Origin of the sequence: Streptomyces sp. NPDC058375 (assembly GCF_042723425.1) — a bacterium.
GTDB lineage: Bacteria > Actinomycetota > Actinomycetes > Streptomycetales > Streptomycetaceae > Streptomyces > Streptomyces durocortorensis.
Genome location: NZ_JBHXJG010000101.1, coordinates 1 through 24,776 on the forward strand (window position 1 = coordinate 1; position 24,776 = coordinate 24,776).

21 protein-coding genes and 4 pseudogenes are annotated in these 24,776 nt (G+C 71.4%); 3 read left to right on the top strand and 22 right to left on the bottom strand.

Features of this window, described 5'->3' with window-relative positions; translation table 11 throughout:
• Positions 1-106 precede the first annotated feature (106 nt).
• The 3 genes and pseudogenes from ACFWM7_RS18155 to ACFWM7_RS18165 all read right to left on the bottom strand — a co-directional run bounded on the left by ACFWM7_RS18155 (position 107) and on the right by ACFWM7_RS18165 (position 2,860).
• Positions 107-955, bottom strand: a complete 849-nt coding sequence (locus ACFWM7_RS18155) for a 3-oxoacyl-ACP reductase (protein WP_383261730.1) — start codon at positions 953-955, stop codon at positions 107-109.
• A pseudogene (locus ACFWM7_RS18160) lies at positions 892-1,587 on the bottom strand (MaoC/PaaZ C-terminal domain-containing protein); the annotation flags it as partial. The pseudogene ACFWM7_RS18160 and the gene ACFWM7_RS18155, both read right to left, overlap by 64 nt.
• Positions 1,588-1,882: 295 nt before the next feature.
• The gene (locus ACFWM7_RS18165; protein ID WP_383261733.1) at positions 1,883-2,860 is read right to left on the bottom strand and encodes a helix-turn-helix transcriptional regulator; all 978 of its coding nucleotides are present in this window, start codon (positions 2,858-2,860) and stop codon (positions 1,883-1,885) included.
• A 140-nt stretch (positions 2,861-3,000) separates the two neighbouring features.
• On the opposite strand from ACFWM7_RS18165, the gene ACFWM7_RS18170 reads away from it, so the two are divergent.
• The gene (locus ACFWM7_RS18170) at positions 3,001-3,396 is read left to right on the top strand and encodes a RidA family protein (RefSeq protein WP_383261737.1); all 396 of its coding nucleotides are present in this window, start codon (positions 3,001-3,003) and stop codon (positions 3,394-3,396) included.
• 43 nt (positions 3,397-3,439) lie between these two features.
• On the opposite strand, the gene ACFWM7_RS18175 is transcribed toward ACFWM7_RS18170, so the two are convergent.
• From ACFWM7_RS18175 to ACFWM7_RS18255, 17 genes and pseudogenes are all read right to left on the bottom strand, one after another.
• Positions 3,440-4,801 carry a replication-associated recombination protein A gene (locus tag ACFWM7_RS18175; protein WP_383261793.1) on the bottom strand — a complete coding sequence of 454 codons (1,362 nt, stop codon included), beginning with the start codon at positions 4,799-4,801 and terminating at the stop codon, positions 3,440-3,442.
• An 88-nt stretch (positions 4,802-4,889) separates the two neighbouring features.
• On the bottom strand, positions 4,890-5,741 hold the full coding sequence (locus ACFWM7_RS18180) for a PhzF family phenazine biosynthesis protein (RefSeq protein ID WP_383261742.1): 852 nt from the start codon (positions 5,739-5,741) through the stop codon (positions 4,890-4,892).
• Positions 5,742-5,808: 67 nt separating this feature from the next.
• Positions 5,809-7,437, bottom strand: a complete 1,629-nt coding sequence (locus ACFWM7_RS18185) for an asparaginase domain-containing protein (protein ID WP_383261747.1) — start codon at positions 7,435-7,437, stop codon at positions 5,809-5,811.
• Between the two features lie 44 nt (positions 7,438-7,481).
• Positions 7,482-7,958, bottom strand: a complete 477-nt coding sequence (locus ACFWM7_RS18190; protein WP_383261794.1) for a DUF488 family protein — start codon at positions 7,956-7,958, stop codon at positions 7,482-7,484.
• Positions 7,959-8,028: 70 nt separating this feature from the next.
• Positions 8,029-9,042 carry a methyltransferase gene (locus ACFWM7_RS18195; protein WP_383261752.1) on the bottom strand — a complete coding sequence of 338 codons (1,014 nt, stop codon included), beginning with the start codon at positions 9,040-9,042 and terminating at the stop codon, positions 8,029-8,031.
• Between the two features lie 144 nt (positions 9,043-9,186).
• Positions 9,187-9,597 (bottom strand): VOC family protein, encoded by a 411-nt coding sequence (locus ACFWM7_RS18200; RefSeq protein ID WP_383261754.1) that lies wholly within the window; start codon positions 9,595-9,597, stop codon positions 9,187-9,189.
• Between the two features lie 63 nt (positions 9,598-9,660).
• Positions 9,661-10,152 (bottom strand): PhzA/PhzB family protein, encoded by a 492-nt coding sequence (locus ACFWM7_RS18205; RefSeq protein WP_356564530.1) that lies wholly within the window; start codon positions 10,150-10,152, stop codon positions 9,661-9,663.
• 106 nt (positions 10,153-10,258) lie between these two features.
• On the bottom strand, positions 10,259-12,115 hold the full coding sequence (asnB, locus tag ACFWM7_RS18210) for an asparagine synthase (glutamine-hydrolyzing) (protein ID WP_383261759.1): 1,857 nt from the start codon (positions 12,113-12,115) through the stop codon (positions 10,259-10,261).
• Positions 12,116-12,160: 45 nt separating this feature from the next.
• Positions 12,161-12,781 (bottom strand): phenazine biosynthesis FMN-dependent oxidase PhzG, encoded by a 621-nt coding sequence (gene phzG, locus ACFWM7_RS18215; RefSeq protein ID WP_383261762.1) that lies wholly within the window; start codon positions 12,779-12,781, stop codon positions 12,161-12,163.
• Positions 12,778-13,125 carry a hypothetical protein gene (locus ACFWM7_RS18220; protein WP_383261766.1) on the bottom strand — a complete coding sequence of 116 codons (348 nt, stop codon included), beginning with the start codon at positions 13,123-13,125 and terminating at the stop codon, positions 12,778-12,780. Before ACFWM7_RS18220 ends, phzG begins: the two co-directional genes overlap by 4 nt.
• A complete protein-coding gene (locus tag ACFWM7_RS18225; RefSeq protein ID WP_383261771.1) occupies positions 13,122-15,029 on the bottom strand; it encodes an anthranilate synthase family protein in 1,908 nt (635 codons plus the stop codon). Before ACFWM7_RS18225 ends, ACFWM7_RS18220 begins: the two co-directional genes overlap by 4 nt.
• Positions 15,026-15,649, bottom strand: a complete 624-nt coding sequence (locus ACFWM7_RS18230; RefSeq protein ID WP_383261775.1) for an isochorismatase family protein — start codon at positions 15,647-15,649, stop codon at positions 15,026-15,028. The genes ACFWM7_RS18225 and ACFWM7_RS18230 overlap by 4 nt, the downstream gene beginning before the upstream one ends.
• A complete protein-coding gene (locus tag ACFWM7_RS18235) occupies positions 15,637-16,845 on the bottom strand; it encodes a 3-deoxy-7-phosphoheptulonate synthase (RefSeq protein WP_383261777.1) in 1,209 nt (402 codons plus the stop codon). The genes ACFWM7_RS18230 and ACFWM7_RS18235 overlap by 13 nt, the downstream gene beginning before the upstream one ends.
• A gap of 212 nt (positions 16,846-17,057) precedes the next feature.
• On the bottom strand, positions 17,058-17,636 hold the full coding sequence (locus tag ACFWM7_RS18240; RefSeq protein ID WP_383261780.1) for a YybH family protein: 579 nt from the start codon (positions 17,634-17,636) through the stop codon (positions 17,058-17,060).
• Between the two features lie 665 nt (positions 17,637-18,301).
• Positions 18,302-18,688 (bottom strand): annotated as a pseudogene (locus ACFWM7_RS18245) (Nonspecific lipid-transfer protein); the annotation flags it as partial.
• The gene (locus ACFWM7_RS18250) at positions 18,616-19,158 is read right to left on the bottom strand and encodes an acyl-CoA dehydrogenase family protein (protein WP_383261797.1); all 543 of its coding nucleotides are present in this window, start codon (positions 19,156-19,158) and stop codon (positions 18,616-18,618) included. The pseudogene ACFWM7_RS18245 and the gene ACFWM7_RS18250, both read right to left, overlap by 73 nt.
• Before the next feature lie 9 nt (positions 19,159-19,167).
• Positions 19,168-20,925, bottom strand: a pseudogene (locus tag ACFWM7_RS18255) (acyl-CoA dehydrogenase family protein); the annotation flags it as partial.
• Positions 20,926-21,104: 179 nt separating this feature from the next.
• Here ACFWM7_RS18255 and ACFWM7_RS18260 point away from each other — a divergent pair.
• On the top strand, positions 21,105-22,622 hold the full coding sequence (locus tag ACFWM7_RS18260; RefSeq protein WP_383261782.1) for an MFS transporter: 1,518 nt from the start codon (positions 21,105-21,107) through the stop codon (positions 22,620-22,622).
• Here the strand turns inward: ACFWM7_RS18260 and pepE are convergent.
• Positions 22,585-23,313, bottom strand: coding sequence for a dipeptidase PepE (gene pepE, locus ACFWM7_RS18265; RefSeq protein ID WP_383261785.1), 729 nt, complete (start codon positions 23,311-23,313; stop codon positions 22,585-22,587). The genes ACFWM7_RS18260 and pepE overlap by 38 nt on opposite strands.
• A gap of 39 nt (positions 23,314-23,352) precedes the next feature.
• Positions 23,353-23,613, bottom strand: a pseudogene (locus ACFWM7_RS18270) (IclR family transcriptional regulator C-terminal domain-containing protein); the annotation flags it as partial.
• A gap of 311 nt (positions 23,614-23,924) precedes the next feature.
• On the opposite strand from ACFWM7_RS18270, the gene ACFWM7_RS18275 reads away from it, so the two are divergent.
• Positions 23,925-24,584, top strand: a complete 660-nt coding sequence (locus ACFWM7_RS18275) for a class I SAM-dependent methyltransferase (RefSeq protein ID WP_383261788.1) — start codon at positions 23,925-23,927, stop codon at positions 24,582-24,584.
• Positions 24,585-24,776: the final 192 nt, after the last annotated feature.

A 24,776-nucleotide genomic window follows, 5' to 3' on the forward strand; every position in this document is an offset into this window, starting at 1 on the left:
GCGGACAGCCGGTCCGGGCCCTCCCGCGCGTACAGGCCCTCCCGCGCGTACAGGCCCTCCCGCGCGTACAGGCCCTCCGTACGTACAGGCCCTCCCGCGCGTTCGGTTACCGCCGCTTCAGTCCCAGCACCTCGGCGGCGGCGAAGGTCTCGTTCGGCGGCCGGTCCGCGTAGTACGGGGTGAGCATCCCGTCCAGCTCCGCGAAGGTGAAGGCCTCCTTCGCCGCGTCGAACTGGGCCGCCACCCGCGGCCGTTCGACGACGGCGACCATCCCGCCGTGGACGACGAGCAGTTGCCCGTTGACCCCGGCCGCGGCGGGCGAGGCGAGATAGCCGACGAGCGGGGAGACATGCTCCGGCGCCAGCGGGTCGAGCGTGCCGTCCGCCGGTTCCTGGAAGCCGGCGAAGACGTCCTCGGTCATCCGGGTCCGGGCGCGCGGGCAGATGGCGGTGACGCCGTACTTGGCGAGGGCGAGCGCGCTGGAGGTGGTGAGCCCGACGATGCCGCCTTTGGCCGCCGCGTAGTTGGGCTGACCCGCCGAGCCCGCGAGGAACGCCTCCGAGGAGGTGTTGACGATCCGCCCGTAGACCGGTCCGCCCGACTCCTTGGAGCGGGCGCGCCAGTGGGCGGCGGCGAAGCGCGTGGTGGCGAAGTGGCCCTTGAGGTGGACGCGGATGACCGAGTCCCACTCCTCCTCGGTCATCGAGAAGACCATGCGGTCGCGCAGGATGCCCACGTTGTTGACCAGGATGTCGAGTCGGCCATACGCCGATACGGCCAACTCGACCAATTCTCGGGCCTGTTCGTGGTCGGATACGTCGCCGAGGTGGGCGACGGCCCGGCCGCCGGCCGCGCGGATCTCGGCGGCGACCTCCTCGGCGGGTGCGGCGCCCGGGAGACGTCGCCGTCCAGCAGGGTGTCGGTGACGGCCTTGAGGGCCATGCCGTACGTACACAGGCCGTGCAGGATCGGCCGGTCGAACCCGGCGAGCTTGGCGAAGGCGGGGTCGGCATGGAGCGGGTTCCAGTCCCCCGAGAGGCGGTACAGCAGCGCCTGGTCCTCGCGGATGGGCCGCTCGACCGTGCGGTCGGGTTCGCGGTCCGGCGGGGTGAGGCGGTCGGACGGCCCGCGTTCGCCGCCGAAGCCGCCCTCGCCGCGGACGAAGATCTGGGCGTCGTTGGTCCACAGCGGCCCGTCGCCGTCGCTCGCCTCGGTACGCAGCACGATGACGGCGGCCTTGCCCTTGTCGTACGCCGCCGCGACCTTCGAGGCCTGCACGGCACTGCCCGTCACCGGGATGGGGCGGTGGACGCGCACGGTCTGCCCGCCGTGCAGGACCGCGGCGAGGTCCACGTCGATCCCCGGCGCGCCCATCCCCCCGAAGGCGGCGGTGCCGGCGCCCGCGACGGTGGCGAAGCTGGGCAGCACCTGGAGCCGGGACTCCAGGGTGTAGCGCAGTTCGTCGGGGTCGGTGGCGGGGGTGCCCGCGCCGAGGCCGAGGTGGTAGAGCTGGACGTCCTTGTGGTCCCAGCCGATCTCGGCTCGGCGGGTTTCGGCGGCGAGGGCCGCTGAGGCATCAATGGGCATGACGGAGCAGCTCCTTGATGGTCCTGGGTGTCCTTGGTGGTCCGGGTGTCCGTGGTGGTCCGTGGTGGCGGGAAGACCTCGGCGCGGCCGTCCGCACCGTCGGCCGCACCGAGGTCGTGCGGTGACCGGCAGGGCACGCCCCTTCCGGAATGGGCACACTCCTTCTAGAACGCGTTCTAGCCAATGCCGATGGCCCATGTATAACGCAGGCCCCGGAAGTTGGGAAGGCTGCTGACGGATCGTCAGAGTTGGTAGGGCGCCTTCGCCGTGGGGGCCGTTTCCGCCGGGCGGCGGATCAGGACGACGTACGGTAACGGGCCGCGACCGTGGCGGCGCGGTCGTGCAGGGAGGTCCGCAACACCTCCGGAGCCAGGACTTCCACGTGGGCGGCGTGCTGCCACAACGCCCATTCGGCGTGCCGTGCGTCCTGGAAGATCACGTTCAGCCGCAGCCGGCCGTCCGCGTCGAACTCCTCGGCGCAGACGGCCAGTACGGTGCCGACCAACTGTTCCCGCCGCGCCGGGTCCAGCCGGACCAGCACGGCGACCTGGTCTCCCCCGGTCCGGAACCGCGCGTTGCGCTCCTGCCAGGCACGGTCCAGGTCGACCGTGGCGGGCCGCTGCGCGGGTTCGTCCAGAGCCTCGGCGGCCAGCACCCGGGACAGCCGGTAGGTGCGGTCCGCTCCGCACCTCGTGGCGAGCAGGTAGCCCTGGTGGCGTACGGTCACCAGCCCGATCGGGTCCACCGTGCGCCACCTCGGGGCCTGGTCCACGGCCCCGTAGTGGATGCGCAGTTTGTGTCCGGCGAACACCGCGCGCCGAACCTCGGCCACCACGGCGTCGGACACCTCGTCCTCGTCCGCCACGCGGCGCGAGAGGAGGTCGGTCTCCGGATCGACCAGTAATCGCCGCGCCGCGTCGGCGGCGGTGTCCCGGAGATTCTCGGGAAGGGCGTCGACCACCTTGAGCATGGCCGAGGCGAGCGCGGAACCGAGGCCGAACAACTGGGCCCCACGCCGTGATCCGGCGACCAGCAGGGCGAGCGCCTCGTCGTGGTTCAGTCCGGTGAGCGCCGTCTGGAAATCGGGGAGCAAGGCGAACCCGCCGTGCCGGCCGCGCTCGGCGTATACCGGCACGCCCGCGGCGGACAGAGCCTCTATGTCGCGCAGCACCGTACGCGTGGAGACCTCCAGCTCGCGGGCGAGTGTGTCCGCGGTCATCCGACCGTGCCGACGCAGGAGCAGCACCAGGGAAACCAGCCGGTCAGCGCGCATGAAAAAAATCTAGCAAAGATACATGACTAAGGATGTCGTGTTTTATTGCAAGGCTTCTCCACACGACGCCAGAGCTTGGCGATCTGCCGAGCCGATGGACGTATGTACGTACCAGTGAATCGAATGGAGCAAGTGCAGCGATGGAACGAAACGCGGTCAACCCGGTGTCGTGGTCGGTGGAGATGGGCTTCAACCAGGGTGAGGTCGTCTCCGGGCACTCGCGCACCCTGTACATCTCCGGGCAGACGGCGATGAGCAGCGAGGGCAAGCCCGAGCACGACGGTGACATGGCGGCGCAGCTGGCGCTGAGCCTCGACAACATCGAGGCCGTCCTCACCGAGGCCGGGATGACCCTCGCCAACCTCGTCCGGCTCAACGTCTACACGACCGACGTCGACGTGCTCTTCCAGCACTACGGCGTACTCGCGGGACGGCTGGGCGCCGCCCAGGTCGCACCGACCACCACGATGCTCGGGGTGACGCGTCTGGCGATCCCCGGCCAGCTGGTCGAGCTCGAGGGCACCGCTGTCGCCTGATGTGCTCTCCCGCTGCCCGTGCCGTCGAACCGGCACGGGCAGCCTATTCACCGCGTACGGTGCGGCGGAGCTTGGTCAGGCAGTCGCTCAGGAGGCGCTCCCCGCCGTGCCGCGTGGGGCGGTAGTAGTCCTTCCCCACGAGGTCGTCCGGCGGGTACTGCTGTTCCAGGACCCCGTCGGGCGCGGCGTGGGGGTAGCGGTAGCCGATCGCGTTCCCCAGCTCCCTGGCGCCCGTGTAGCGGCCGTAGCGCAGATGGGCGGGGATCTCGCCGACGGCTCCGGCCCGGACGTCGGCCATCGCCTCGTCGATCCCGACGATCACGGTGTTCGACTTGGGCGCCATGGCCAGATGCACGGTGGCCTGCGCCAGGGCGAGCCGGGCCTCGGGCATGCCGATCAGCTGGACCGTCTGCGCCGCCGCGACGGCCGCCTGCAGCGCCGTGGGGTCGGCCAGTCCGACGTCCTCACTCGCGTGCACCACCAGCCGCCGCGCGATGAACCGCGGGTCCTCCCCGGCCACGAGCATGCGGGCCAGGTAGTGCAACGCGGCGTCGGGGTCCGAGCCCCGGATCGACTTGATGAACGCGCTGATGACGTCGTAGTGCTGATCGCCCTGCCGGTCGTAGCGCACGGTGGTCTCGGCCACGGCCCGCTCCACGGCCGGCAGGTCGACGACGGTGGCTCCGGTGTCGGTCACCCCGTCGGCGCTCGCCTCCAGCGCGGTCAGCGCACTGCGGGCGTCCCCGGCCGCGAGGCGTACCAGCGCGTTCTCGGCCTCGGGCGACAGCGAGACCGAGCCGTCGAGACCGCGCCCGTCCTTCACCGCCCGCCGCAGCAGCTCGCGGACCTCCTCCTCGTCCAGGGACTTCAGTTGCAGCACCAACAGGCGTGAGAGCAGCGGCGACACCACCGAGAACGACGGGTTCTCCGTGGTCGCGGCGACCAGCAGGACGAGCCGGTCCTCGACGGCGCCGAGCAAGGCGTCCTGCTGGGTCTTGGAGAAGCGGTGCACCTCGTCGATGAACAGCACGGTCTGCCGGCCCTGGCGGTCGTGACGGCGGCGCGCGTCGTTCATCACCTCGCGCAGTTCCTTGACCCCGGTGGACAGCGCCGACAGGGCGACGAAGTGCCGGGTGGCGACGGAGGCGAGCAGACGCGCGATAGTGGTCTTCCCGGTGCCGGGCGGACCGTAGAGCAGCACCGACGCCGCCTCGCCGCCCTCGGCCAGCCGTCGCAACGGCGCACCGGGGCGCAGCAGGTGGGCCTGGCCGACGACCTCGGCGAGGTTGCGCGGCCGCATCCGCACCGCCAGCGGCGCATTGGCCCGCACCGGCTCCGCGAGCGGTGCCGCCTCGGGCGCCCCGGGCGTCGTCAGCGCGAACAGAGCCTCGTCGTCGGCAGGCATCATTCCCCCGTCCCCTCGGCACAGCGGACCGGCACGGCGGCCGCTCCGCTGCGGGTTTGGTCACTCATATCCGCTGTCCGCGTGGTCACTACGCATGCAGCGTTCCCCGGGCGACGATCACGGCCGCCCCCGCCACCTGGACCGTGTCGATCCGCTCCGGTGTCCCCATGGCCCGGGCGCGCATCGTCGAAGGACGGCCCATCTCCACCCCCTGGCGGATCTCGATCCACTCTCCGAAGGGGACCAGCCCGTGCCGCGCCAAGTGTACCGCCAGGGATCCGGCGGCCGAGCCCGTCGCCGCGTCCTCCACCACGCCGTAGGCGGGCGAGAACATCCGCAGCCGCCATCGAGTCCCCTCGCCCGCGAAGCAGTTGGCGGCCATGTCGGGCAGCCTCGCAAGGCCCCTCTGGTCCGGCTCCACGTCGGAGAGCGCGGCCACGCTGTCCAGTCCGACGAACACGTGCCGCGGTCCGTTGTTGTAGACCTCGACCGGCAGGATGCTGCCGGAGGACACCAGGTCCAGGGCGGCGAGCAGTTCGTCCGCACGGTCGTAGGGCTCCCAGGTCGGAACGGGCTGCCACATGCCGGCCGCGCGGGCCCGTCCCTCGCCGTCCCGTTCCAGCTCGAACGGGACGGTGCCCATGGCGGTCTCCATCCGGAGTTCCTTCGCCGGGTTCAGCTCGCCGAGCACGACGGCCGTCCCCAGGGTCGGATGTCCGGCGAACGGCAGCTCGTTCACCGGGGTGAAGATGCGGACCCGAACATCGCCGTCGGTCTCCGCGGGGAGGACGAAGACGGTCTCCGACAGATGCATCTCCCGGGCGATCTGCTGCATGCGCTCGGCGGAAAGTCCGGAGGCTTCGAGGAAGACCGCGGTCGGGTTTCCCTCCAGCGGAACGTCGGTGAAGACATCGGCCACCACGTACTCGTACGTATCCATGGGTTCCGTTCTCGAAGGGGGACAACGCGAAGGGGGCGAGGGGGCATCGGTGCCCGGCCGACCCGGCTCAGTGGGTGTCGAACAGCTCCTGGTAGCGGGCGACCGCCTTCTCCGTGGCCGCGCGCTCGTCGGGGGTCGGGGCGAAGGGGTCCGCGGCCGGGGGCAGCGCGCCGAGCTTGAGCAGGGCGGCCATCAGCAGCATGCGGGCCTTGGTGGCCGTGAGGTTGTTGCCCGAGATGAACGTCGGGTCGGTCCGGTACGCCATGCCTCCGGTGTTGCCGCGGCCCGTGCGGACCACGGGCATGCCGGCGGCGACGGCGACGCTCAGCGCCGCGTTCCTCGTCGGGTCCGCCATGCCGAACGGCGACATGCCCTCGCAGACGAATCCGCCCAGCGGCGTGCCGGCGAGGTTGGCGTCGATCCGCGCGAGGATCTCCACCTCCTCGTCGGTGGCGGGCGGGCCGCCGGCGTGCGCGCCCGTCGCCGCGTACCGGCTGTACTTGGTGATCGAGACGTGCGGCATGGCGGCGGGCACGAGTCCGTCGGCGTTCTTCGTCACGACGTCGACCGGCAGCACGCCGGTGGCCAGGCTCCCCGTCAGGCCGGTCACCTGCTCGGGAAGCACGCTCAGGCGCAGCTCCGAGCGGTGGGTGTGCTTGCGGGCGGGGAGGTAGGTGACCTGGGGAGGGCCGTAGCCCCCCAGGTCGGCGACGACCCCGCCGTGTCCGCCGGTGACCTCGTAGCCCCCGGGCCGGGCGTCGACCTTGGTCACGTCCCGGGCCGCGTAGACGAGTTCGTCGACGATCACGCAGGCGCCGACGCGGTCCTCGCCCCGCTCGTCCAGGGCGACCCCCGACACGATGAACTTCACGCCGTCCACCACGTTGCGGTCGCCGTCCGCGCTCAGGGACTGGTGGCGCCGCTGGGCCGCGTGGCCGACGACCGGCACCGTCGTGTCGACCACCAGCCCGAGCCAGTACAGGGTCTCGTCGACGGTGGGGCTCCCCTCCAGCCACTGGATCCCGGCGTACGCGCCCGTGGCGAGGACCGCCTGGACCTGGTTGGTCGCCCGGGCGAGGTCGGCCAGGCCGGGTTCGCTCTGGAGGTGGTACGGGTAGTACACGAAGAAGTCCTGCCCGAGGCGCTCGGCGTCGGGCCCCGCGGTGTATCCGCCCGACGGGGCGGCGCGGAAGAAGTCGAAGTCGGCGACCGACCCCAGGGCGACGGGGGTGCCGTGGTCGTCGAGGCCGAAGCGCTCGATCTCCTCGTAGAGACGGCGGGCGTCGGGGTAGAACGTCTGCCGTGCGGATCCGGGTGGTGCGAACGGCGTCGCCGCGGTCTCCTCCCAGGCGGTTCCGTCCGCCTGTCTGCCCATGTAGGGCAGGGGGTAGAGGCCGTCTGCGGGGTCGAGTTCGACGACGTACACCGGTGTGGCGCCCTCGAAGGGCCGCTCCGGGTGGAACGCGCCCTCCTGGTCGAGCCAGCCGTCCGGCGGGGCGTACAGGCCGGCCGCGTCCCCTTCGAGCGGGTGGGCGCTGAACGCCTCGACGTACAACGTCGCGGGCGCCGCGAGGCGTTGAGGACGCAGGACGTCGAAGCGGGCGGGGCGCGGCGGCAGACCGTGGCGTACGCGTGCCTTGTTGGACGTGACCAGGTCGGGGGTGTTGAGGATCGTCGCCGTCGGTCCGGCGAACACCGCGATCCTCGGTCGCGGCGCGCCCGCCCGCGGGAGGTCGTCCATCACAGCGGCCGCAGGTGTTCGATCGTCACGTGGTGCTCCTCGGCCAGCCGCTGGGCGACCAGCGAGCGGTGGCAGGCCTCGGGGTCCGTCTCGACGCAGAACAGCGCGGTGGTCCCGTCGCTCGGCAGCGTCGAGAGGATCGGGTCCAGGTCGGCGGGGTCGAGGATCTCGGCGGTGTAGCGGCGGGTGTACTCGGCGGCGAGCTCGCGCCGGGAGCGCTTGCCGACGCCCTGGCGGTCGTCCTCGGCGTACTGGAGGTGCCGCAGCTCGGTCGTGGGCGCGAGTTCACGGTGGTGCCGGTAGGCGATTCCGGCCTCGGCGAGGGCGGCCTGCAGTCTCAGCGAGTTCGCCCAGGCGTAGTCCGGTCCGCGGACACCACGACGTTGGCGTACGTCGAGGAGCAGGCGCACGTTCGCCTGTCGCAGTCGTTGCAGATAGGAATCGGCGTCGAAGCCGTAGACGCCGATCGTCGCCATCTTGTGCACGGGGGTCTCCTGTCCGTGGCTGGTGTTGGTGCCCGGCGTCGTGGACCGGGCAAGACACCCCCTAGGGGGTGCGGGGCGCCGCGATCAGCGCGGTGGTCTCCATGGGCAGGTCCCGGGTCGCGGCGATGTCCAGGCCTGCGCGGTTCAGCAGCCGCGTGATCCTGTCGAGGGTGCGGTGCTCGCCGCCCGTCGTCACCAGGAGGTGCAGGTCCCACAGGGCGGGCAGCACGGTGGAGTTCTCGTCCTCGACGAAGCGGTCGAGGATCAGCAGCCGCGACGAGGAGTCCGCCATGGCCCGGCGGCAGTTCGCGAAGACGCCGGCGACGGCCTCGTCGTCCCATCCGGCCAACACGCGGCAGAGGATGTAGACGTCGCCGCCCGCGGGGACGTCCTCGAACATGTCGCCGGCGACCAGTTCGGCGCGGTCCGCGCCGACGGTGGCGGACAGGTGCTCCCGGGCCTTCGGCATCATGTGCTCCCGGTCGAAGAGCACGCCCTTGGCGTCGGGGGTGGCGTCGAGGATCGTGGCCAGCAGGTGCCCGCCGCCTCCGCCCACGTCCACGACGGTCCTGCCGCCGGAGAAGTCGAAGATCTCGGGCACCTGGTGGAAGAACATGCTCGCGGCGTTCATGGTGCGCTGGAACCGTCCGGCGGTGGCCGCGTCCTGGCCGAGGTACTCGTAGAACGGGCGGCCGTAGGCGGCTTCGAATCCCGAGCTCTCGGTGCTGATGGCCTGGTGGGCGTGGCCCCACGCGGCGTAGAACTCCTCGCCGTACAGCAGGCACATGTCCCGCAGGGACTGGGGGCCCTCCAGCAGGGTCGCGCTCACGCGGGTTCCGCGGTAGCCGGTGGACTCGCTGCCCTCGAACACGCCCATGGCCCCCAGCAGGCGCATCAGGCGGTGGATGCCCTGTTCGCTCGCCCCGGTGGCCTTGGCGAGTTCGGCGTCGGTGTCATGGCCGGCGGCTATGTGGTCGGGCAGTTGGAGTCTGACCGCGGTGTAGAGCGCCTGGGCTCTCCATCCTCCGGTGATGATCTCCACCACGTCCCGCGTGGCCTGCACGTCTACTGTCATTCGAGACCTCACCATCCCGGGCTTCCAGCCGATGCCGGTCGGCCCACTTCGCCGCGGTCCCTCCGCGGCACGACCCAAAGCTGTGCGACACGACGTGCCCCCCGCCTCCCGGCGGGGGGCCGTACGGCTTGATGATCGTGCGGATCAGGACTGCGGTTGCCTGATGTTGACCATCCAGGTGATCCCGAACCTGTCCACGAGCGTGCCCGCCTCGTCGCCCCACATCTGCTTCTTGAGAGGCAGCGCGACGGTGCCGCCGACGGACAGCTTCTCGAAGTAGTCACGTAGGGCGGCGTCGTCGCCGCCGAGGTAGAGCGCGACGTTGGTGCCCGGGTTGAACGGCACCCGCGCGGGGACGTCCCACGCCATCACCGTGAAGCCGTCCGGGGTGCTGAGCGTGGCGTGCATGATCCTGTCGGCGTCGGGGGACTCCGACGAGCCGAAGTCGCCGAACGAGCCCAGTTCCAGCTTGCCGCCCAGGACCTCGTGGTAGAACTCCATGGCCTGCCGGGCGTCCCCGTCGAAGGCGAGGTACGGGTTGAGCTGTGCTGCCACCTGATACTCCTTGCTGTGAAAACGGATTCCGCGAGGCCCGGCCGAGGGCGTCGGGGGATTCCCCTACGTGGGGATCCCGCCGCGATTGATCTTCGGCACCTCGATGCCGAGCGCCCGCAACTGCTGGAACGGATTCATGAACTCGCGGTTCTGCTTGATCTTTCCGTCTTCGAGCAGGAACGAGTGGATGAAATGGTTCTTGTAGTGGCCGGGCGGATAGTTGGGGTAGAGAATCTTTCCCTCCCCGTCGCACTCGACCCAGAACCTGTTGGGGTCCTGCGTCTCGAAGATCTCGACGTTCTTCCATTCCCAGTCGGGGAACATGCGCAGCGACCACTCGCCGTGCGCCTTGAGCTTCGCGTGCCCCTGCGAGGAGATCGGTTCGCCGGTGTCACTGGTCCACAGGCCGGCGCTGCCGTCCTCGGTGAAGAGCAGGTAGCGCGTCAACCGGTTCTCGCCCTTGCGGCTCATGTAGTCGGCGACGACCTCACGGTGCAGAGCGCGCAGGTCGGCGTCGGCTTCGAACCCCTCGCGGGGCGCGTTGTCCGTTCCCATCTCGAATCCCCCTCGATCCATGGTTTGTTCGCGTGGATGTGGATACTGACGCGGTGTGCGGGGCCGGCCGCCGGCCGGGCCGTCCGTCGTCGGCCGGCGGCCGCCCTCAGAGCCGGATCTCCGGGCGGTAGACGTCCAGCCAGGTGCTCAGGTCGAGCACCCGCTCCATGCCGTTGCGGACGTCGATCGGCATGGCGCCCGAGTCCTGGCGCGTGATGTCCTCCAGCCAGCTGCGGTCGACCAGGTCGAACACCGGGTCGTCGGACGCCAGCAGTTCCTTGGACTGCTGCAGGAGCGCGCCCGTGTAGTGCGGGTCCAGGGTGGCGGGGTAGGGAGCCTTCGTCCGGTTCAGCACCGAAGCGGGCAGCAGGTCGGCCGTGGCGGCGCGGAGCAGGCTCTTCTCCCGGCCGTCGAAGGACTTCATCGACCACGGGGTGTTGTAGACGTACTCCACGAGCCGGTGGTCGCAGAAGGGCACCCGGACCTCCAGCCCGACGGCCATGCTGATCCGGTCCTTGCGCTCCAGGAGCATCCGGACGAAGCGCGTCAGGTGCAGGTGGCACATCACCCGCATCCGCATCTCGTGGTCGCTCTCGCCCTCGGCCCGCTCGACCTCGCCGACCGCGTCGGAGTAGCGGTCGCGGATGTACGTGGGCAGGTCCAGGGCCGCGGTGATGTCGGCGTTGAACCGGTCGGACACCTGGGCCCGGGCGCCGCTGACGAAGACGGCCATCCAGGGGAAGGTCTGCGCGGCCTGGACCTCGGGCTGGTGGAACCATCGGTACCCGCCGAAGACCTCGTCGGCGGACTCCCCGGACAGGGCGACCGTGGACTGTTCGCGGATGGCCTGGAAGAGCAGGTAGAGCGAGGCGTCCATGTCGCCGAGGCTGAGCGGACTGTCCCGTGCGGTGATGACGGCCCGGCGTACCGCGGGGTCGGCGATCGCGGCGTGGTCGAGCACGATGGACCGGTGGTGGGAGCCGACGTGGGCACCGACCTCACGTGCGTAGGGGGCGTCCGTCGTGCCGCGCAGTTCGTCGGCGACGAAGTCGTTCTCCCGCCCGGCGAAGTCCACCGCGAAGCTGCGCACCTTCTCGCCGGGCTCTCCGTGCTCCCCGGGCCGGCCGAGCTTGGCGGCGGCCAGGGCGGTGATCACGCTGGAGTCCAGGCCGCCCGAGAGCAGGGTGCAGCGCGGTACGTCGGAGACGAGCTGACGTCCCACGATGTCTTCGAGCAGTTCCCGCACGGTGGCGATCGTGGTCTTCCGGTCGTCGGTGTGCGGGCGGGTGGGCAGCGTCCAGTAGCGCCGCTCGCGCAGCCCGGAGCGGTCGACCGTGACCACGCCGCCCGGGACCACCTCGCTCATCCCGCACCACACCGAGCTGCCCGGCGTCTGGGTGAAGCTGACCAGCTCCCGCAGTCCGTCGAGGTCGACCGCCCGGTCCGCCAGCGCGTTGGCGAGGATCGCCTTCGGCTCGGAGCCGAAGAGCACGCCGTCGTCGGTGCTGGAGAAGTAGAGCGGCTTGACGCCCATCCGGTCACGGATCATCACGAGCTTCTCGACCCGGGAGTCCCACACGGCGAAGGCGAACATGCCGTTGAGCCGTTCGGCGACCGCTTCGCCCCACTCCAGGTAGCCGTGGAGCACCACCTCGGTGTCGCTGCGGGTCAGGAACCGGTGCCCCCGGCGGAGCAACTCGTCCCGCAGTTCGGTGTAGTTGTAGACCTCACCGCTGTAGGTGATCGTCACCGGGCCGTCGTCGGTGGGGACGACCATGGGCTGGGTGCCGCCCTCGATGTCGATGACCGCCAGTCTTCGATGGCCGAGCGCGGCGTGCCGGTCGAGCCAGGCGCCCGAGGCGTCCGGTCCCCGGCACGCCATCGTCTCCGTCATCGCGTCCAACTGCACGCGCTGCTGTGTCAGATCCCGGTCGTACGAGATCCAGCCGGTAATTCCACACATCGACTTGCCCTTCTTCTTCTCGAGTCCCGGTTCCGGCGCACCCGCTCAGGGTTGGCGGCGACTCGTACGCCAGGAGGAACCGTCGCGCTCGTAGCGCACCCTGCGGTGCAACCGGTCTTCCGGATCGGCCTGCCAGAACTCGACCGACGCCGGCTCCAGCAGGTAGCCCAGCCAGCTGTCCGGGCGGGACAGCGGAGCGCCTGCCCGGCCCAGCTCCCGGGCCCGCTCCCGCAGCGCGTCCTCGTCCAGCAGCGGCGCGCTCTGGTGCGAGGCCACCGACATCGGGAGCGCGGTGGGCGGCCGGGCGGCCCACAGGGCTTCGGACTCCTTGTCGGGCAGCGGGCGGGTCGGGCCGCTCACGCTCACCTGGCGGGCGGCCTCGCGCCAGTAGAGGACTCCCGAAGCCCAGCCCGTCTCGGCCAGTTCCCAGCCCTTGCGGCTGTCGGCGTGGGTGGCGAACACCAGTCCCGTACCGCGCACTTCGAGCACCTGCACGATCCGGTTGGAGGCGCGGCCGCGGGCGTCCGCGGTGGCCAGCGCCATCGCGCCCGGCTCGCGTACGGACTCCGAGACGGCGCCGTCGAACCAGGTCCGCAGCAGGTCCATCGGTTCGGCGGGCGGGGCGGAGAGCTCCTCGGCCACCCGCGGGCGGGACGATGTGCTCACGATGACTTCTCCATCCGTGCGAAGGCCAGGCCGCGGTCGACGAGTTCGCCGGAGTGGGCGCCTTCGACGATGGCCTCGACGTCGGTCATCATGCGGACGGTGGGCGGGTAGCCGATGAGTTCGGCGGCCCGGTTCGGCGGCATGGGCGCCGTCAGGTCGGCCGCGGAGTCCCAGAGCATCACCGCGCCCCAGCGGTCCGTCGCCGGGTCGGAGATCCAGAACTTCAGCCGGAGGCCGTGGATCTCCTCCCACGGGCCCACGCCCTCGTCACGCAGATAGACGCGTAGGGAGTCGATGGTCTGGTCGGACCCGGAGAGGTCCCACCAGGAGATGGTCGCCTTCATACGTTCAGTGCCTCCTCGGTCTCCATCAGGGGTGCGAGCAGCAGGGCGAGGACGCGTTCGCTGTCCTGGGTGAGCACGGATTCGATGTGGAACTGCACCGAGCCGAAGTGCGGCCCGCGCAGGGCGTGCACCTCGCCGGTGCCGGCGTCGAGGCTGACGTCCACCTCGCCGACGCCGGGGCACTGGAACTGCTCGGCCCGGGCGCGGGCGACGTAGGAGTTGTAGAAGCCGACCCGCTCCCGTGTCCCGAACAGGTCGATCTCGCGCTGGGTTCCCTGGTTCGGGGTCTCCCTGCGCACCAGTTCGAGGCCGAGGCGTCGGCACAGCAACTGGTGGCTGAGGCAGACGGCCAGGAACGGGATGCGCCGTTCCAGCAACTCGTCGATCGTCGCCGAGAGCCGGGCCATCCTGGGGTGGCCGTGTTCTCGCGGATCGCCCGGCCCGGGGCCCATGACGACGAGGTCGTGGTCGTCGAGGCGGTGGGGGGCGTCGTAGCCGCTGAGCTCCACGGTCAGCCCGATGGCGCGCAGTTGGTGGGCGAGCATCGAGCTGAAGGTGTCCTCGGCGTCGATGATCAGCGCCCGGCGGCCGTCCAGTACGGGATGCGGCTGTTCACGCGACGCGGCGTCGCTGAGCCAGAAGCCCGCGATCGTCTCGTTGCGTCTCTTCAGCGCCTCCTGGATCAGCGGGTGTTCGTCCAGCCGCTCGTCGGCGCCCAGCGCCGAGAGCACGCCCGCGGCCTTGGTCCGGGTCTCGGCGACCTCGGCCTCGGGGTCGGAGTGGCGGACCAGGGTCGCGCCCACGCCGACCTCCACATGGCCGCTGCCGTCGGTGTCCGAGGCGCGGATGTCCGCGGTACGGATGAGGATGGCCGAGTCCAGGGTGCGTTCGCCGGCGGCGTCGCGGCCGATGAGCGCGGCGACACCTCCGTAGTATCCGCGGCCGCCCGGTTCGTAGCGGGCGATCACCCGGCAGGCGTTCTCGATCGGGCTGCCGGTCACGGTGGGGGCGAACATCGTCTCGCGCAGGATGTCGCGGGGGTCGAGGTCGCTGTGCCCCTCGATGATGTACTCGGTGTGCGCGAGCCAGGCCATCTCCCGCAGGAACGGTCCCGTCACCCGGCCGCCGCCCCGGCAGACCCGGGCCATCATCTTCAGTTCCTCGTCCAGGACCATGTACAGCTCGTCGGTCTCCTTGCCGTCGGTGAGGAACTCCATGACCTCCGGGAGGACCGGTCCGGTGGGCGGGTAGCGGTAGGTGCCGCTGATCGGGGTCATCGCCGCGACGCCGCCCCGCAGGCTGATGTGGCGCTCGGGTGTGGCGCCGACGAAGGTCCGGTCGCCCGTGTGCACGATGAAGGTCCAGTAGGCGCCGCTCTCCCGGGTGAGCAGCCGGCGGAACAGGCTCAGGGCGCTGCGCGACGAGTAGCCGGTGATGGCGGTGACGAACGAGCGCTTGATGACGAAGTTGGAGCCCTCTCCGGTGCCTATCTCGTTGTCGAGGACGGCCCGGACCGTGTCGGCGTAGGCCTCGTCGTCGGTGGTGAACCGGCCGCCGGTCAGGGCGATCGGGTCGTCCGGGAGGGCCCTCAGCGCCTCGGGGACGGTGATCCGGCCCTGCTCGGTGACCGACATCGCCAGGAGCGGCGAGCCGTCCGCCACGGCGGCGAAGCCACGCTCGGTGATCTGCTGGTGGGGCACCAGGACCAGCGTCTCGTGCCGGGCCTCGCCGGGCGGGTCGATCCGGCCGGGGAGGCCCGGGATGTCGGCGAGCCGGGCCGGGGTGCTGACCTCGCCGAGCAGGATCTCCACCTGGTCCGGACCGACCGTCTCGGGGCGGTGCAGCAGGGCGAAGGGGCCCGGGTCGGCGCCCAGCACGTGGTCGAGCAGCCGCGTCGCGTTCATCGGAAGACCTCCTCGGTGGTGGTGACCACCGAGCAGCGAGCCGCGGCGTAGTCGAGGGCGAGCCGGTGGTGCCGGTCGGAGAAGTCGCCGACGGCGTCGGCGACCAGGAACGACTCGATGTCGTTGGTGAACGCTTCCAGGGCGGTCGCCATGACGCCGACGTGTGCGTACACGCCGCAGACGATCAGCTGGTCGCGGTCTTGTGCGCGCATCCGCGCCAGCAGGTCGGAGCGGAAGAACGCGCTGTAGCGCCACTTCGTGAGCACCTGGTCCGCCGGCCCGGGCGCGAGTTCGGCGACGATCTGCCGGTCGGCGGGGTCCACCTTCATGCCCGGCCCCCAGAAGTCCTTGAGCAGTCCGCGTTCCTCGTCGGTCATGCCGCCGGGCTGGGCGGTGTAGAAGACGGGGACGCCGAGGGCGGCACAGCGTTCCCGCAGCAGCGCGCAGTGGCGCACCAGCGGGTCGCGCACCGCCGGGGGGAACGGGGCGAGGAAGTAGCGCTGCATGTCGTGCACGAGCAGCGCCGCGCGGCGTGAGTCGGGTTTCCACTGGGCCCTGCCGATGGGCAGTTCGGCGGCCGTGGGCAGTGGATAGGCTGAGATGGGAGCTAGGCCGGGCACGGTTCGTCCTCCGCTCTGATCGTCATCGTCTGCGCCTGCCAGGCCGAGACCACCGACATCGCCTGACGAGGGTTGAGCCGCGGATCGCACAGCGTCGTGTAGTGCTCGCCGACCCCGCCGGCGCCCTCGGGGACGTCGGCGCATTCGGTCACCGCGTCGGGGGTGGTCTCCAGATGGATCCCGCCCGGTGTTCCCCCGGCCGTGCGGACGGCCGCCTGGAAGGCGGTGACCTCTGCGACGACCGTCTCCACGATCCGGGTCTTGCGGCCCTCGGCGGTGGTGACCGTGTTGCCGTGCAGGGGGTCGACCAGCCAGATCACCGGGTGTCCCGCGGCCCGCACCGCCCGGACCAGCGGCGGCAGCAGATCCGTGGTCGCGTCGGCTCCCATCCGGGCGATCAGGGTGAGCCGGCCCGGCTCCTTGCCGGGGTCGAGCCGCTCGCACAGCCCGATCAGTTCGGCGGCCGTCATGCGGGGTCCGACCTTGCAGGCGACCGGGTTCACCACGTCGGCCAGCAGGGCGACATGGGCTCCGTCGAGCTGGCGTGTCCGCTCGCCGATCCACGGCCAGTGCGTGGAGGTGAGCGCGAGCAGCCCCTGCCGGTCCCGGCGCAGCATCGGTATCTCGTAGTCGAGGAGCAAAGCCTCGTGGCTGGTCCACACCGCCGGGTCGACCCGCTGCCGCGGCGTCGGACAGAGGTGGGCCATGACCTGACTCGCCGCCCGGTAGCCCGTGAGCAGGCGCCAGGGGTCGGGCCGTCGTGCTTCCGCGTCCGGTTCCGGACCGTTCACCATATGGCCCCGGTAGACCGGGATCCTGACGCCGCCGGACAACTCGGTGTCCGCCGAACGGGGTTTGGCGTACTGACCCGCGATCCGGCCCACCCGCACCACGGGCTGACGCGTGATCGCGTTCATGGCGCCCGCCAGGGCGTCGAGGAGGCTCACCTTCCGCCGTACGTCGCCCGCGGTGCATTCCGCCGGGTCCTCCGCGCAGTCGCCCGCCTGCACCACCTGGGCCTGGCCGGCGGAGACTCGGGCGAGCAGACCGCGGAGCCTGATCAGCGATGCGGCGTCCACGAGCGGGGGCAGGTCCCCCAGCACGTCCCGGACCCGCTCGACCTCGGCCGGTTCCTCCCACTGGGGCTGCTGTCGCGCAGCCGGCGTCCGTAAAACTCCGAGCGAGGAGACATTCACGTTTACTCCAACCCTCCGACGTGCCGACACACCGCTGTCTGCGCATTGATCGGCCGAACTCCGGCCACCCATGACCGCTGATGAATTCCCATGGGTGGCCGGAGTTTCTCGGAGTCCCCTGTTTTCCGGCGCGGCAAATCAAACTCCCGTTGCGGGGCTGATTTCGCCGCGCCGGCCGAGCAGAAGGAAAAGGGACCGCCGAGATGGTCGGATCAGTGGTGTGTCGCCGTCGAATCGCCGTGGGGCGGATACGGGTTGTCCTGAACGTAGAGCCAGGTACCGTCGGGCTGCTCCTCGACGGTGTCGCAGAAGTTGCCGGTGAAGCTCTCGCGGGTGCCGTCCGCCGCGTCCTGAGCCAGGCTGTAGGTGCCCATGATGGCCGCCGTGCGGTTGCGCACCTTGCCGTCGGCCTGCTTCTCGCCGCCCGCCACCACGGTCTGGAGGGGGTTGACGGTCAGCACCGGGTTCAGCTTGAACCACTCGATGTAGAACGCCCGGATCTTCTTGTGACCCCTGACGATCGATCCGTCGTAATCGACGATCGCCGCATGCTTCTCGTGCAGCGCGATGATTCCGTCGATGTCCTTGGCCTGGATCCTCTCCCCCAGGAGTTTCAGCAGCTTGGTGGGATTCTTGGCCCCCGGCGCTTCAGCGTTCGCCGACGACGTGGTGGAAGTAGCCTTGCTCGCGGCGACCGACTCCGCCTGAATGAAGGTCGGTCCGGCTATACCGGCGGCCGTCAGAACAATGGCCGCGGCAGCGATCGGCAGCGTGTGCTTGAGTTTACTCATGACATCTCCCCCAGACTGGAGATGGCAACAGGTGGATACAACGCACCTACGGCGTTGACCCCGCCGGCTGGCCCCCATTTACCATCCCGCCCCCTTGATGACCGTCATACAACAGTCCGGAACCAGCCCCTGTCAACGTTCCCGGAAAGGCAGAGGGCGCGAGGTGTTATTCGATTCGCCCGGACCCGGAAGCGGAATCCCGACCGCCCGCGATGACCTGTGATTATCGCCGATCTCGGAACATCTTCCGCAGGGGCCCGGGGAGCGGCTCGGCAGCGACCGACGACCGACAGACCCACCCTTTGCCAGCCAACCAGCCCTGGTTTAAGGCGACTTGGGGTGCTTTGCTCAGGCCGAGACCACTCGGTTGTGATCAGCGTCACACATGGACCCGCAGGCGGGCGATCACCGTGAGTGAAGCGCTTTCGGTGTCCCGGGGCGCCGACGAATGAAGATCAAGGAGGGCGGGATTCCGCTCTCACCGGGAAAACGGACCCACCCGGGGAGGCGAAACCCGGGCCGTGGAAAACCCTCATGAAATTCCGCCACCTAGAGCCTTTCCGGCCGACCGGGGACCGATTATCGACCACACATTGTCATGCGCACGAAATACATTCGTCAGGCATCGAAAGGCGATCGCCCAGGTCACCGCCGCGGCACCCCGGTCACCGCCGCAGCAGCGTGACCACCGCCGCTCCGCCGAGGCCGATGTTGTGGGCGTGGGCGGTCCGCGCGCCGGGGACCTGGCGCCGGCCCGCCTCGCCGCGCAGCTGCCAGGTCAGCTCGGCGGCCTGGGCCAGCCCGGTCGCGCCCAGCGGGTGCCCCTTGGAGATCAGCCCGCCGGACGGGTTCACCACCCACCGCCCGCCGTACGTGGTCGCCCCGGACTCGACGAGCTTGCCGGACTCCCCCTCCCCGCACAGGCCCAGCGCCTCGTAGGTGAGGAGTTCATTGATGGAGAAGCAGTCGTGCAGCTCGATCACGTCGAGGTCGCCCGGGCCGAGGCCGGAGGCCGCGTACACCTGCTGGGCGGCGGCCCGCGGTCCCGGGGCAGGCCGAGGATCCGCTCGGCGACGACGTTGAGCTGGATCTGGGTGGTGCCGCCCGCGATGGTCAGGCAGCGGGACATCAGAAAACCGTGGAGGGCCCGCTCCCCCGCGGCCGGTTCGTCCACGGCGCCGTCCGGGCCGAGGAGTTCGAGGGTGAGTTCGGCGACCTTCTGCTGGTGGACGGTCTGGACGAGCTTGCGCACCGAGGCCCCGGCGCCCGGTTCGAGGCCGGAGACCTGCTGGAGGGTGGTGCGCAGCCCGATGCAGGCGAGCGCGTGTGCTTCGGCGGCGAGCGCGCCGATCCGGGTACGGGTCACGTCGTCGGTCTCCGCCGAGCGGGCGATCAGCGCTTCGAGCCCGCTGTCGAAGGTCATCTGGTCGGCCATGTGGACGCGTTCGTTGCCGAACGTGTTGCGGGCGACCCGCCAGCCGCCGCCGACCTCGCCGACGACGGCGTCGGCGGGGAGGAGCACGTCGTCGAAGTAGACCTCGTTGAAGAGGGATGCGCCGGTGATCTCCTTCAGCGGCCGGATGTCGATGCCCCGGGCCCTCCTCATGTCGACCAGGAAGTAGGTCAGCCCGCGGTGCTTGGGCGCGTCCGGGTCGGTGCGGGCCAGCAGGATGCCGTGGTCGGCGGTGCGGGCGGCGCTCGTCCAGACCTTCTGCCCGGTGATCCGCCACCCCTCACCGGTCCGTACGGCACGGGTGCGCAGCGCGGCGAGGTCGGATCCGGCCTCGGGCTCGGAGAAGAGCTGGCACCACTGGAGGTCCCCGCGCAGGGTGGCCGGCAGATAGCGCTCGCGCTGCTCCTTCGTCCCGTACGCGATCAGGGACGGCACCACCCAGGTGGCGATGGACAGGTCGCTGAGGCGGATGCCCTGTTCTCGCAACTCCTGCTGGATATCCAGTTGTTGTACGGGCCCGGCGTCCAGCCCGTACGGGGCGGGGAGGTGCGGGGCCGCGTAGCCGGTGGCGGCGAGGACGCGGCGGGCCTCGCGGGGCGCGAGGCCCCGGGCGGCGGCGAGGTGGGGGCGGGCCTCGGCGCGGTGACGGGCGGCCTCGGCGGGCAGCTCCAGGGCGAGTTCGCGGCGGGCCCCGGCCTCGGCGAGGCGGACGGCGCGCAGCCGGTGGGCGCCGGCGGGGCCGAGGAGCTGACGGGCGAGGACGGCCCGGCGCAGCTGGAGGTGGGCGTCGTGCTCCCAGGTGAAGCCGATGCCGCCGAGGATCTGGATGGCGTCCTTGGCGCAGGTGTGGGCGGCCTCGGGCGCGGTGGCGGCGGCGAGCGCGGCGGTGAGCCCACGGGCGGGCCCCTGAATCCCCGGCCTCCTCGTCGGCTGCGCGGGCCGCGTCCCAGGTCAGGGCGCGGGCCTGTTCGAGGCGGACGAGCATGTCGGCGAGAGGTGCTTGACCGCCTGGAACGCCCCGATGGGCCGCCCGAACTGTTCGCGTGCGGCGGCGTGTTCGACGGCGGTGTGCAGGCTCCGGGCGGCGGTGCCGCAGGCGTCGGCGGCGAGGAGAACGGCGGCGAGGTCGCGGACGAGCGCGGGGTCGTCTGTCCGCACGGCCCGGCGCTCCGGTACGTGAACGGCGTCGGCGCGCACCTCGGCGGTGGGCCGGGTCGGGTCGACGCTGCGGTGCGGGCGCACGGTGAGCCCCTCGGCCCCGGCGTCCACGAGGAACCAGCGCTCGCCGTCGGGCGTGGCGGCGGGCAGCAGGAGCAGGTCGGCCGCGTCGGCGCTCAGGACGGGCGGGGCCGTGCCGTCGAGCCGGTGGCCGCCCTCGGCGGGGGTGGCGGTGAGGGTGCCGGGGGTGAGGGCGAGGGCGGCGGTACGCGTCCCGGCAGCGATGGTCCGGAGCAGGTCGCCGGTGCCCGGGCCGCCCGCCCGCCCCAGCACCGCGCCCGTCAGCACCGTCGCGAGGTACGGCCCGGGCAGCGAGGCGTACGCGGCCTCCTCCAGGACCACCGCGAGGTCGAGGAGGCCCCCGCCGCCGCCTCCGTACGCCTCGGGCAGATGGATGCCGGTGAGCCCCTGCTCGGCGAGCGCCTTCCCGTGGGCGGGGCGTACGCCGGCGGCGGCCGGGCTCCCCGCGTCGAGGAGTTCGCGCACCTCACCGGGGGGTGCGGCGCGGGCCAGCCACCCCCGTACGGAGTGCGCCAGCGCGCGGTGCTCCTCGGTGATCCCGACGCCGCTCCCGATGCCCGTGCGGACACCTGTGCCGATGCCTGTGCCGATGCCCATGCGCGTCTCCGCCGGTCGCAGCCACTGGAACGACGCAAGAGTAGAACACGTTTCAATGTGACGGAAGGTCAGAAGAAGGGTCGGTCCGAGCCGGAATAGAAGGGCCACCCAGAAGCGTTCACCCTGCACACACTTGGGGGGAGCCCGGGTGACCGACGGCTGCCCGGGAGGCCCCACGCATGCGACGGACGCGACAGACACGGCACATACAGGAGCTTCCCGAGCCGCCGAAAGCGCGGCGTTCCGGCGGCATCGTGCCCGTCCTCGCCTTCGCGGGCATCACCGTCGCGGTCATGCAGACCCTGCTCGTCCCGGTCATCAAGGACCTGCCGGTCCTGCTCGGCACCGACCCGGCCAACGCCACCTGGGTGATGACCGCCACCCTGCTCGCGGGCGCCGTCTCCACCCCGATCATGGGCCGGCTCGGCGACCTCTACGGCAAGCGCCGCATGCTGCTCGCCTCGCTGGCCGTCATGGTGATCGGCTCGCTGATCTGCGCGTCCACCGACGACCTGGTCGTGATGATCACCGGCCGTGCGCTCCAGGGCTTCGCCATGGGCGCGATCCCGCTCGGCATCGGGATCATGCGCGACGAGCTGCCGCGCGAGAAGCTCGGTTCGGCGATGGCGCTGATGAGCTCCTCCATCGGCGTGGGCGGCGGGCTCGCGCTGCCCGCCGCCGCGCTGGTCGCCCAGCACGCCGACTGGCACGCGCTGTTCCTCGGGTCGGCCGGGCTCGGCGTCCTCGCGATGGTGCTCACGTACACCCTCGTCCCCGAGCCGCCGCTGCGCGCCCCCGGTTCCTTCGACCTCCTCGGCGCCCTCGGCCTCTCGCTCGGCCTGGTCCTCCTCCTGCTGCCGGTCACCAAGGGCAGCGACTGGGGCTGGACCGCGGCGCCGACCCTCGGACTGCTCGCCGCGTCCGTGGTCACCCTGGTGCTGTGGGGCCTGTTCGAACTGCGCACCCCGGCGCCGCTGGTCGATCTGCGCACCACCGCCCGCCGCGAGGTGCTGCTCACCAACCTCGCCTCGATCATGGTCGGGGTCGCCTTCTACGCGGTCTCCCTGGTACTGCCGCAACTGCTACAGCTGCCCACGTCGACCGGTTACGGGCTCGGCCAGTCCATGGTGGTCGCCGGCCTCTGCGTGGCCCCGCTGGGCGTGACGATGATGTTCGTCGCCCCGCTGTACGCCCGGATCTCGGCCCGCCGCGGCCCCAAGGCCACGCTGATGCTCGGCATGCTGGTCATCGCGATCGGTTACGGGGCCGGGCTCGGCCTGCTCTCCGCCGCCTGGCAGACCGTGCTGATCGCGGTGGTGCTCGGCGCGGGCATCGGCCTCGCCTACTCCTCGCTGCCCGCCCTGATCATCGGGGCCGTCGACGCGTCGGAGACCGGCGCGGCCAACGGCCTCAACACCCTGATGCGCTCGATCGGCACGTCGGTGTCGAGCGCGGTGATCGGCATGGTGCTGGCCAACACCTCCGTGACGATGGGATCGGTGCAGGTGCCGTCCATGGAGGGCTTCCGGATCTCGTTCCTGATCGCCACGGGCGCGGTGCTGATCGGCCTGGTGCTGGCGGCGTTCCTGCCCTCGCAGCGGCCGTCCGGGCACCCGGTGCTCCTGGCGAGCAGCGCGGACGACGCGCTAGCGGCCGCGGTCAGCGCACCGGAGCGTCGAACCGCGGCGCCGTCGTGAGCAGCTGGGACACCTCGGACCCCGGCGCGAGCTCCTGAGGCTCGGCCGCGCGGGAGAACAGCCGGGCGGGCCGGGCGCCCTGGACGTGGGCCCGGTCCTCGTCGACGCGGAGCCAGGAGCCCTCGCGCAGCCCGAGCACGGGTACGTCGTTCTCCTCCAGGAACTCGGTGAGCCGCTCCTCGCGGGTCTCGCCCTTGTGCGTGCTCTCGGGGTCCGGGTCCAGATAGTGCGGGTTGATCTGGAACGGGACCAGGCCCAGCGTCTCGAAGGACGGCGGCTGCACGATGGGCATGTCGTTGGACGTGCGCAGGGTCGGGGCGGCCATGTTGGTCCCCGCGCTCGCGCCCATGTAGGGCAGCCCGTCCCGTACGGCGTCGCGCACGGCCTCGCGCAGGCCCGTGCGGTAGAGGGCGCTGAGCAGCCGGAAGGAGTTGCCGCCGCCGATGAACACGGCCTCGGACGCGGCGAGTTCGGCGACCGGGTCGGTGTTCTCGTGGACGCCGCGCACGGTGATGCCGGACGGCTCCAGGGCCTCGCGGACCCGTGCGGTGTACGCGGTGTGGTCGGCGAGGGCGTACGGGACGAAGGCGAGTCGCGCGTTCGTGGGGAGGAACGCGGTGACGGTGTCCAGGGCGTGTTCCAGGTAACCGCAGCCGTACTGGGTGGAGTTGGAGAGCAGAAGCAGATTCACGGGGTTCCTCGGGTACGTCGGTTGCTTCGGGTACGTCGGTCAGGTGGTGCGGGGCTGCCGGGCGCGGGACTTCGGCCGCTGCGGCGGGTGGGTGAGACGCTGCTCCAGCAGTTGGGCCGCGTGGCGCAGCGCGTCGAGCCGGTCATCGGGCGCCCCCTGGAAGCGGTCCTCCCCGCCGCCGAGGCTGAGACTTCCGTACGGCTCGCGCCCCAGGAACACCGGTACGGCGACGGTGGCGATCCCGGTGTCGTACTCACCGACCGTCCAGGCGTAGCCCTGGGCCCGGATCCTGATGAACTCCGCAAGGCCTTCACCCACCTGGGCATCCGCTGCTTCGGCTTCAAGGGCCTGAAGCTCCCGCACGACCTGGACTGCGGCCGCCTCTTCCACGGGGTGGACGAGCGCGTCCCGCTGGAGGGCCTGCGCTTCGGCGTCCGCGTCATGACCCGACTCTGGCAGAGCTGCTGACCCCGAGGGCGGTTCCGCCGGGGACCGCCCGGACCCGGGCTCACCCCACGTACGCCCCCGCCGACCCCTTCGGCGGGGGCGTACGGCACGATGAGTCGCCGCCCCAGCCGTCGTAGGCACCCCGCCCCACCTGGAGGAACCTCGTGACCGCCACCGCGTTCTCTGCCCGGCCCGAGCCGGAGATCCTCGCCGCGTTCGAGGCCGCCAAGGGCTTCATGCCGGTCCACGAGGGCCTCGCCCTGTACGCCGCCGCCACCGAGGCCGGCGCGCTCGGGCTGCCGCTGCTGGAGGTCGGCACGTACTGCGGGCGCTCCGCCATCCTCCTCGCGGACGTGGCGCGGGCCGCCGGGGTGAGCGCGCTCACGGTCGACCACCACCGGGGCAGCGAGGAGCAGCAGCCCGGCTGGGAGTACCACGACCCGAGCGTGGTGGACCCGGAGGTCGGGCTGATGGACACCCTGCCGACGTTCCGCCGCACGCTGCGCCGGGCCGGCCTGGAGGACCACGTGGTGGCGCTCGTCGGGCGTTCCCCGCAGGTCGCGGCCGTGTGGAGCGGACCGCTCGGGCTGGTCTTCATCGACGGCGGCCACACCGACGAGCACGCGAACGCCGACTACGAGGGCTGGGCCCCGCATGTCGCCGAGGGCGGGCTGCTGGTGATCCACGACGTGTTCCCCGACCCGGCCGACGGCGGGCAGGCCCCGTACCGGATCTACCGGCGGGCGCTGGCCTCCGGGGCGTTCACCGAGGTGTCGGTGACGGACTCGCTGCGCGTGCTGCGCCGCACCGGGGCCGGAATCTGAGCCGCCCGGTCGCCGCACGGAGGCCGGGATCCGAGCCGCCCGGCAGCCGCACGGAGGCCGGGATCCGAGCCGCCCGGACGGCCGGGTGGGTAGCATCGCCGCGTGCCGTACGACGACAGCCCTCCCCCCACCCGCCGCGCCCGGCCCCTGACCGTGGCCGCCGCACTGGCCGCCGTATGCCTGACCGCCGCC

Coding starts and splice junctions, on each gene's coding strand:
- ACFWM7_RS18165 (WP_383261733.1), bottom strand. CDS start 2,860: ATGCGCGCTGACCGGCTGGTTTCCCTGGTGCTGCTCCTGCGTCGGCAC.
- ACFWM7_RS18170 (WP_383261737.1), top strand. CDS start 3,001: ATGGAACGAAACGCGGTCAACCCGGTGTCGTGGTCGGTGGAGATGGGC.
- ACFWM7_RS18175 (WP_383261793.1), bottom strand. CDS start 4,801: ATGCCTGCCGACGACGAGGCTCTGTTCGCGCTGACGACGCCCGGGGCG.
- ACFWM7_RS18180 (WP_383261742.1), bottom strand. CDS start 5,741: ATGGATACGTACGAGTACGTGGTGGCCGATGTCTTCACCGACGTTCCG.
- ACFWM7_RS18190 (WP_383261794.1), bottom strand. CDS start 7,958: ATGGCGACGATCGGCGTCTACGGCTTCGACGCCGATTCCTATCTGCAA.
- ACFWM7_RS18195 (WP_383261752.1), bottom strand. CDS start 9,042: ATGACAGTAGACGTGCAGGCCACGCGGGACGTGGTGGAGATCATCACC.
- ACFWM7_RS18205 (WP_356564530.1), bottom strand. CDS start 10,152: ATGGGAACGGACAACGCGCCCCGCGAGGGGTTCGAAGCCGACGCCGAC.
- asnB (WP_383261759.1), bottom strand. CDS start 12,115: ATGTGTGGAATTACCGGCTGGATCTCGTACGACCGGGATCTGACACAG.
- ACFWM7_RS18220 (WP_383261766.1), bottom strand. CDS start 13,125: ATGAAGGCGACCATCTCCTGGTGGGACCTCTCCGGGTCCGACCAGACC.
- ACFWM7_RS18225 (WP_383261771.1), bottom strand. CDS start 15,029: ATGAACGCGACGCGGCTGCTCGACCACGTGCTGGGCGCCGACCCGGGC.
- ACFWM7_RS18240 (WP_383261780.1), bottom strand. CDS start 17,636: ATGAGTAAACTCAAGCACACGCTGCCGATCGCTGCCGCGGCCATTGTT.
- ACFWM7_RS18260 (WP_383261782.1), top strand. CDS start 21,105: ATGCGACGGACGCGACAGACACGGCACATACAGGAGCTTCCCGAGCCG.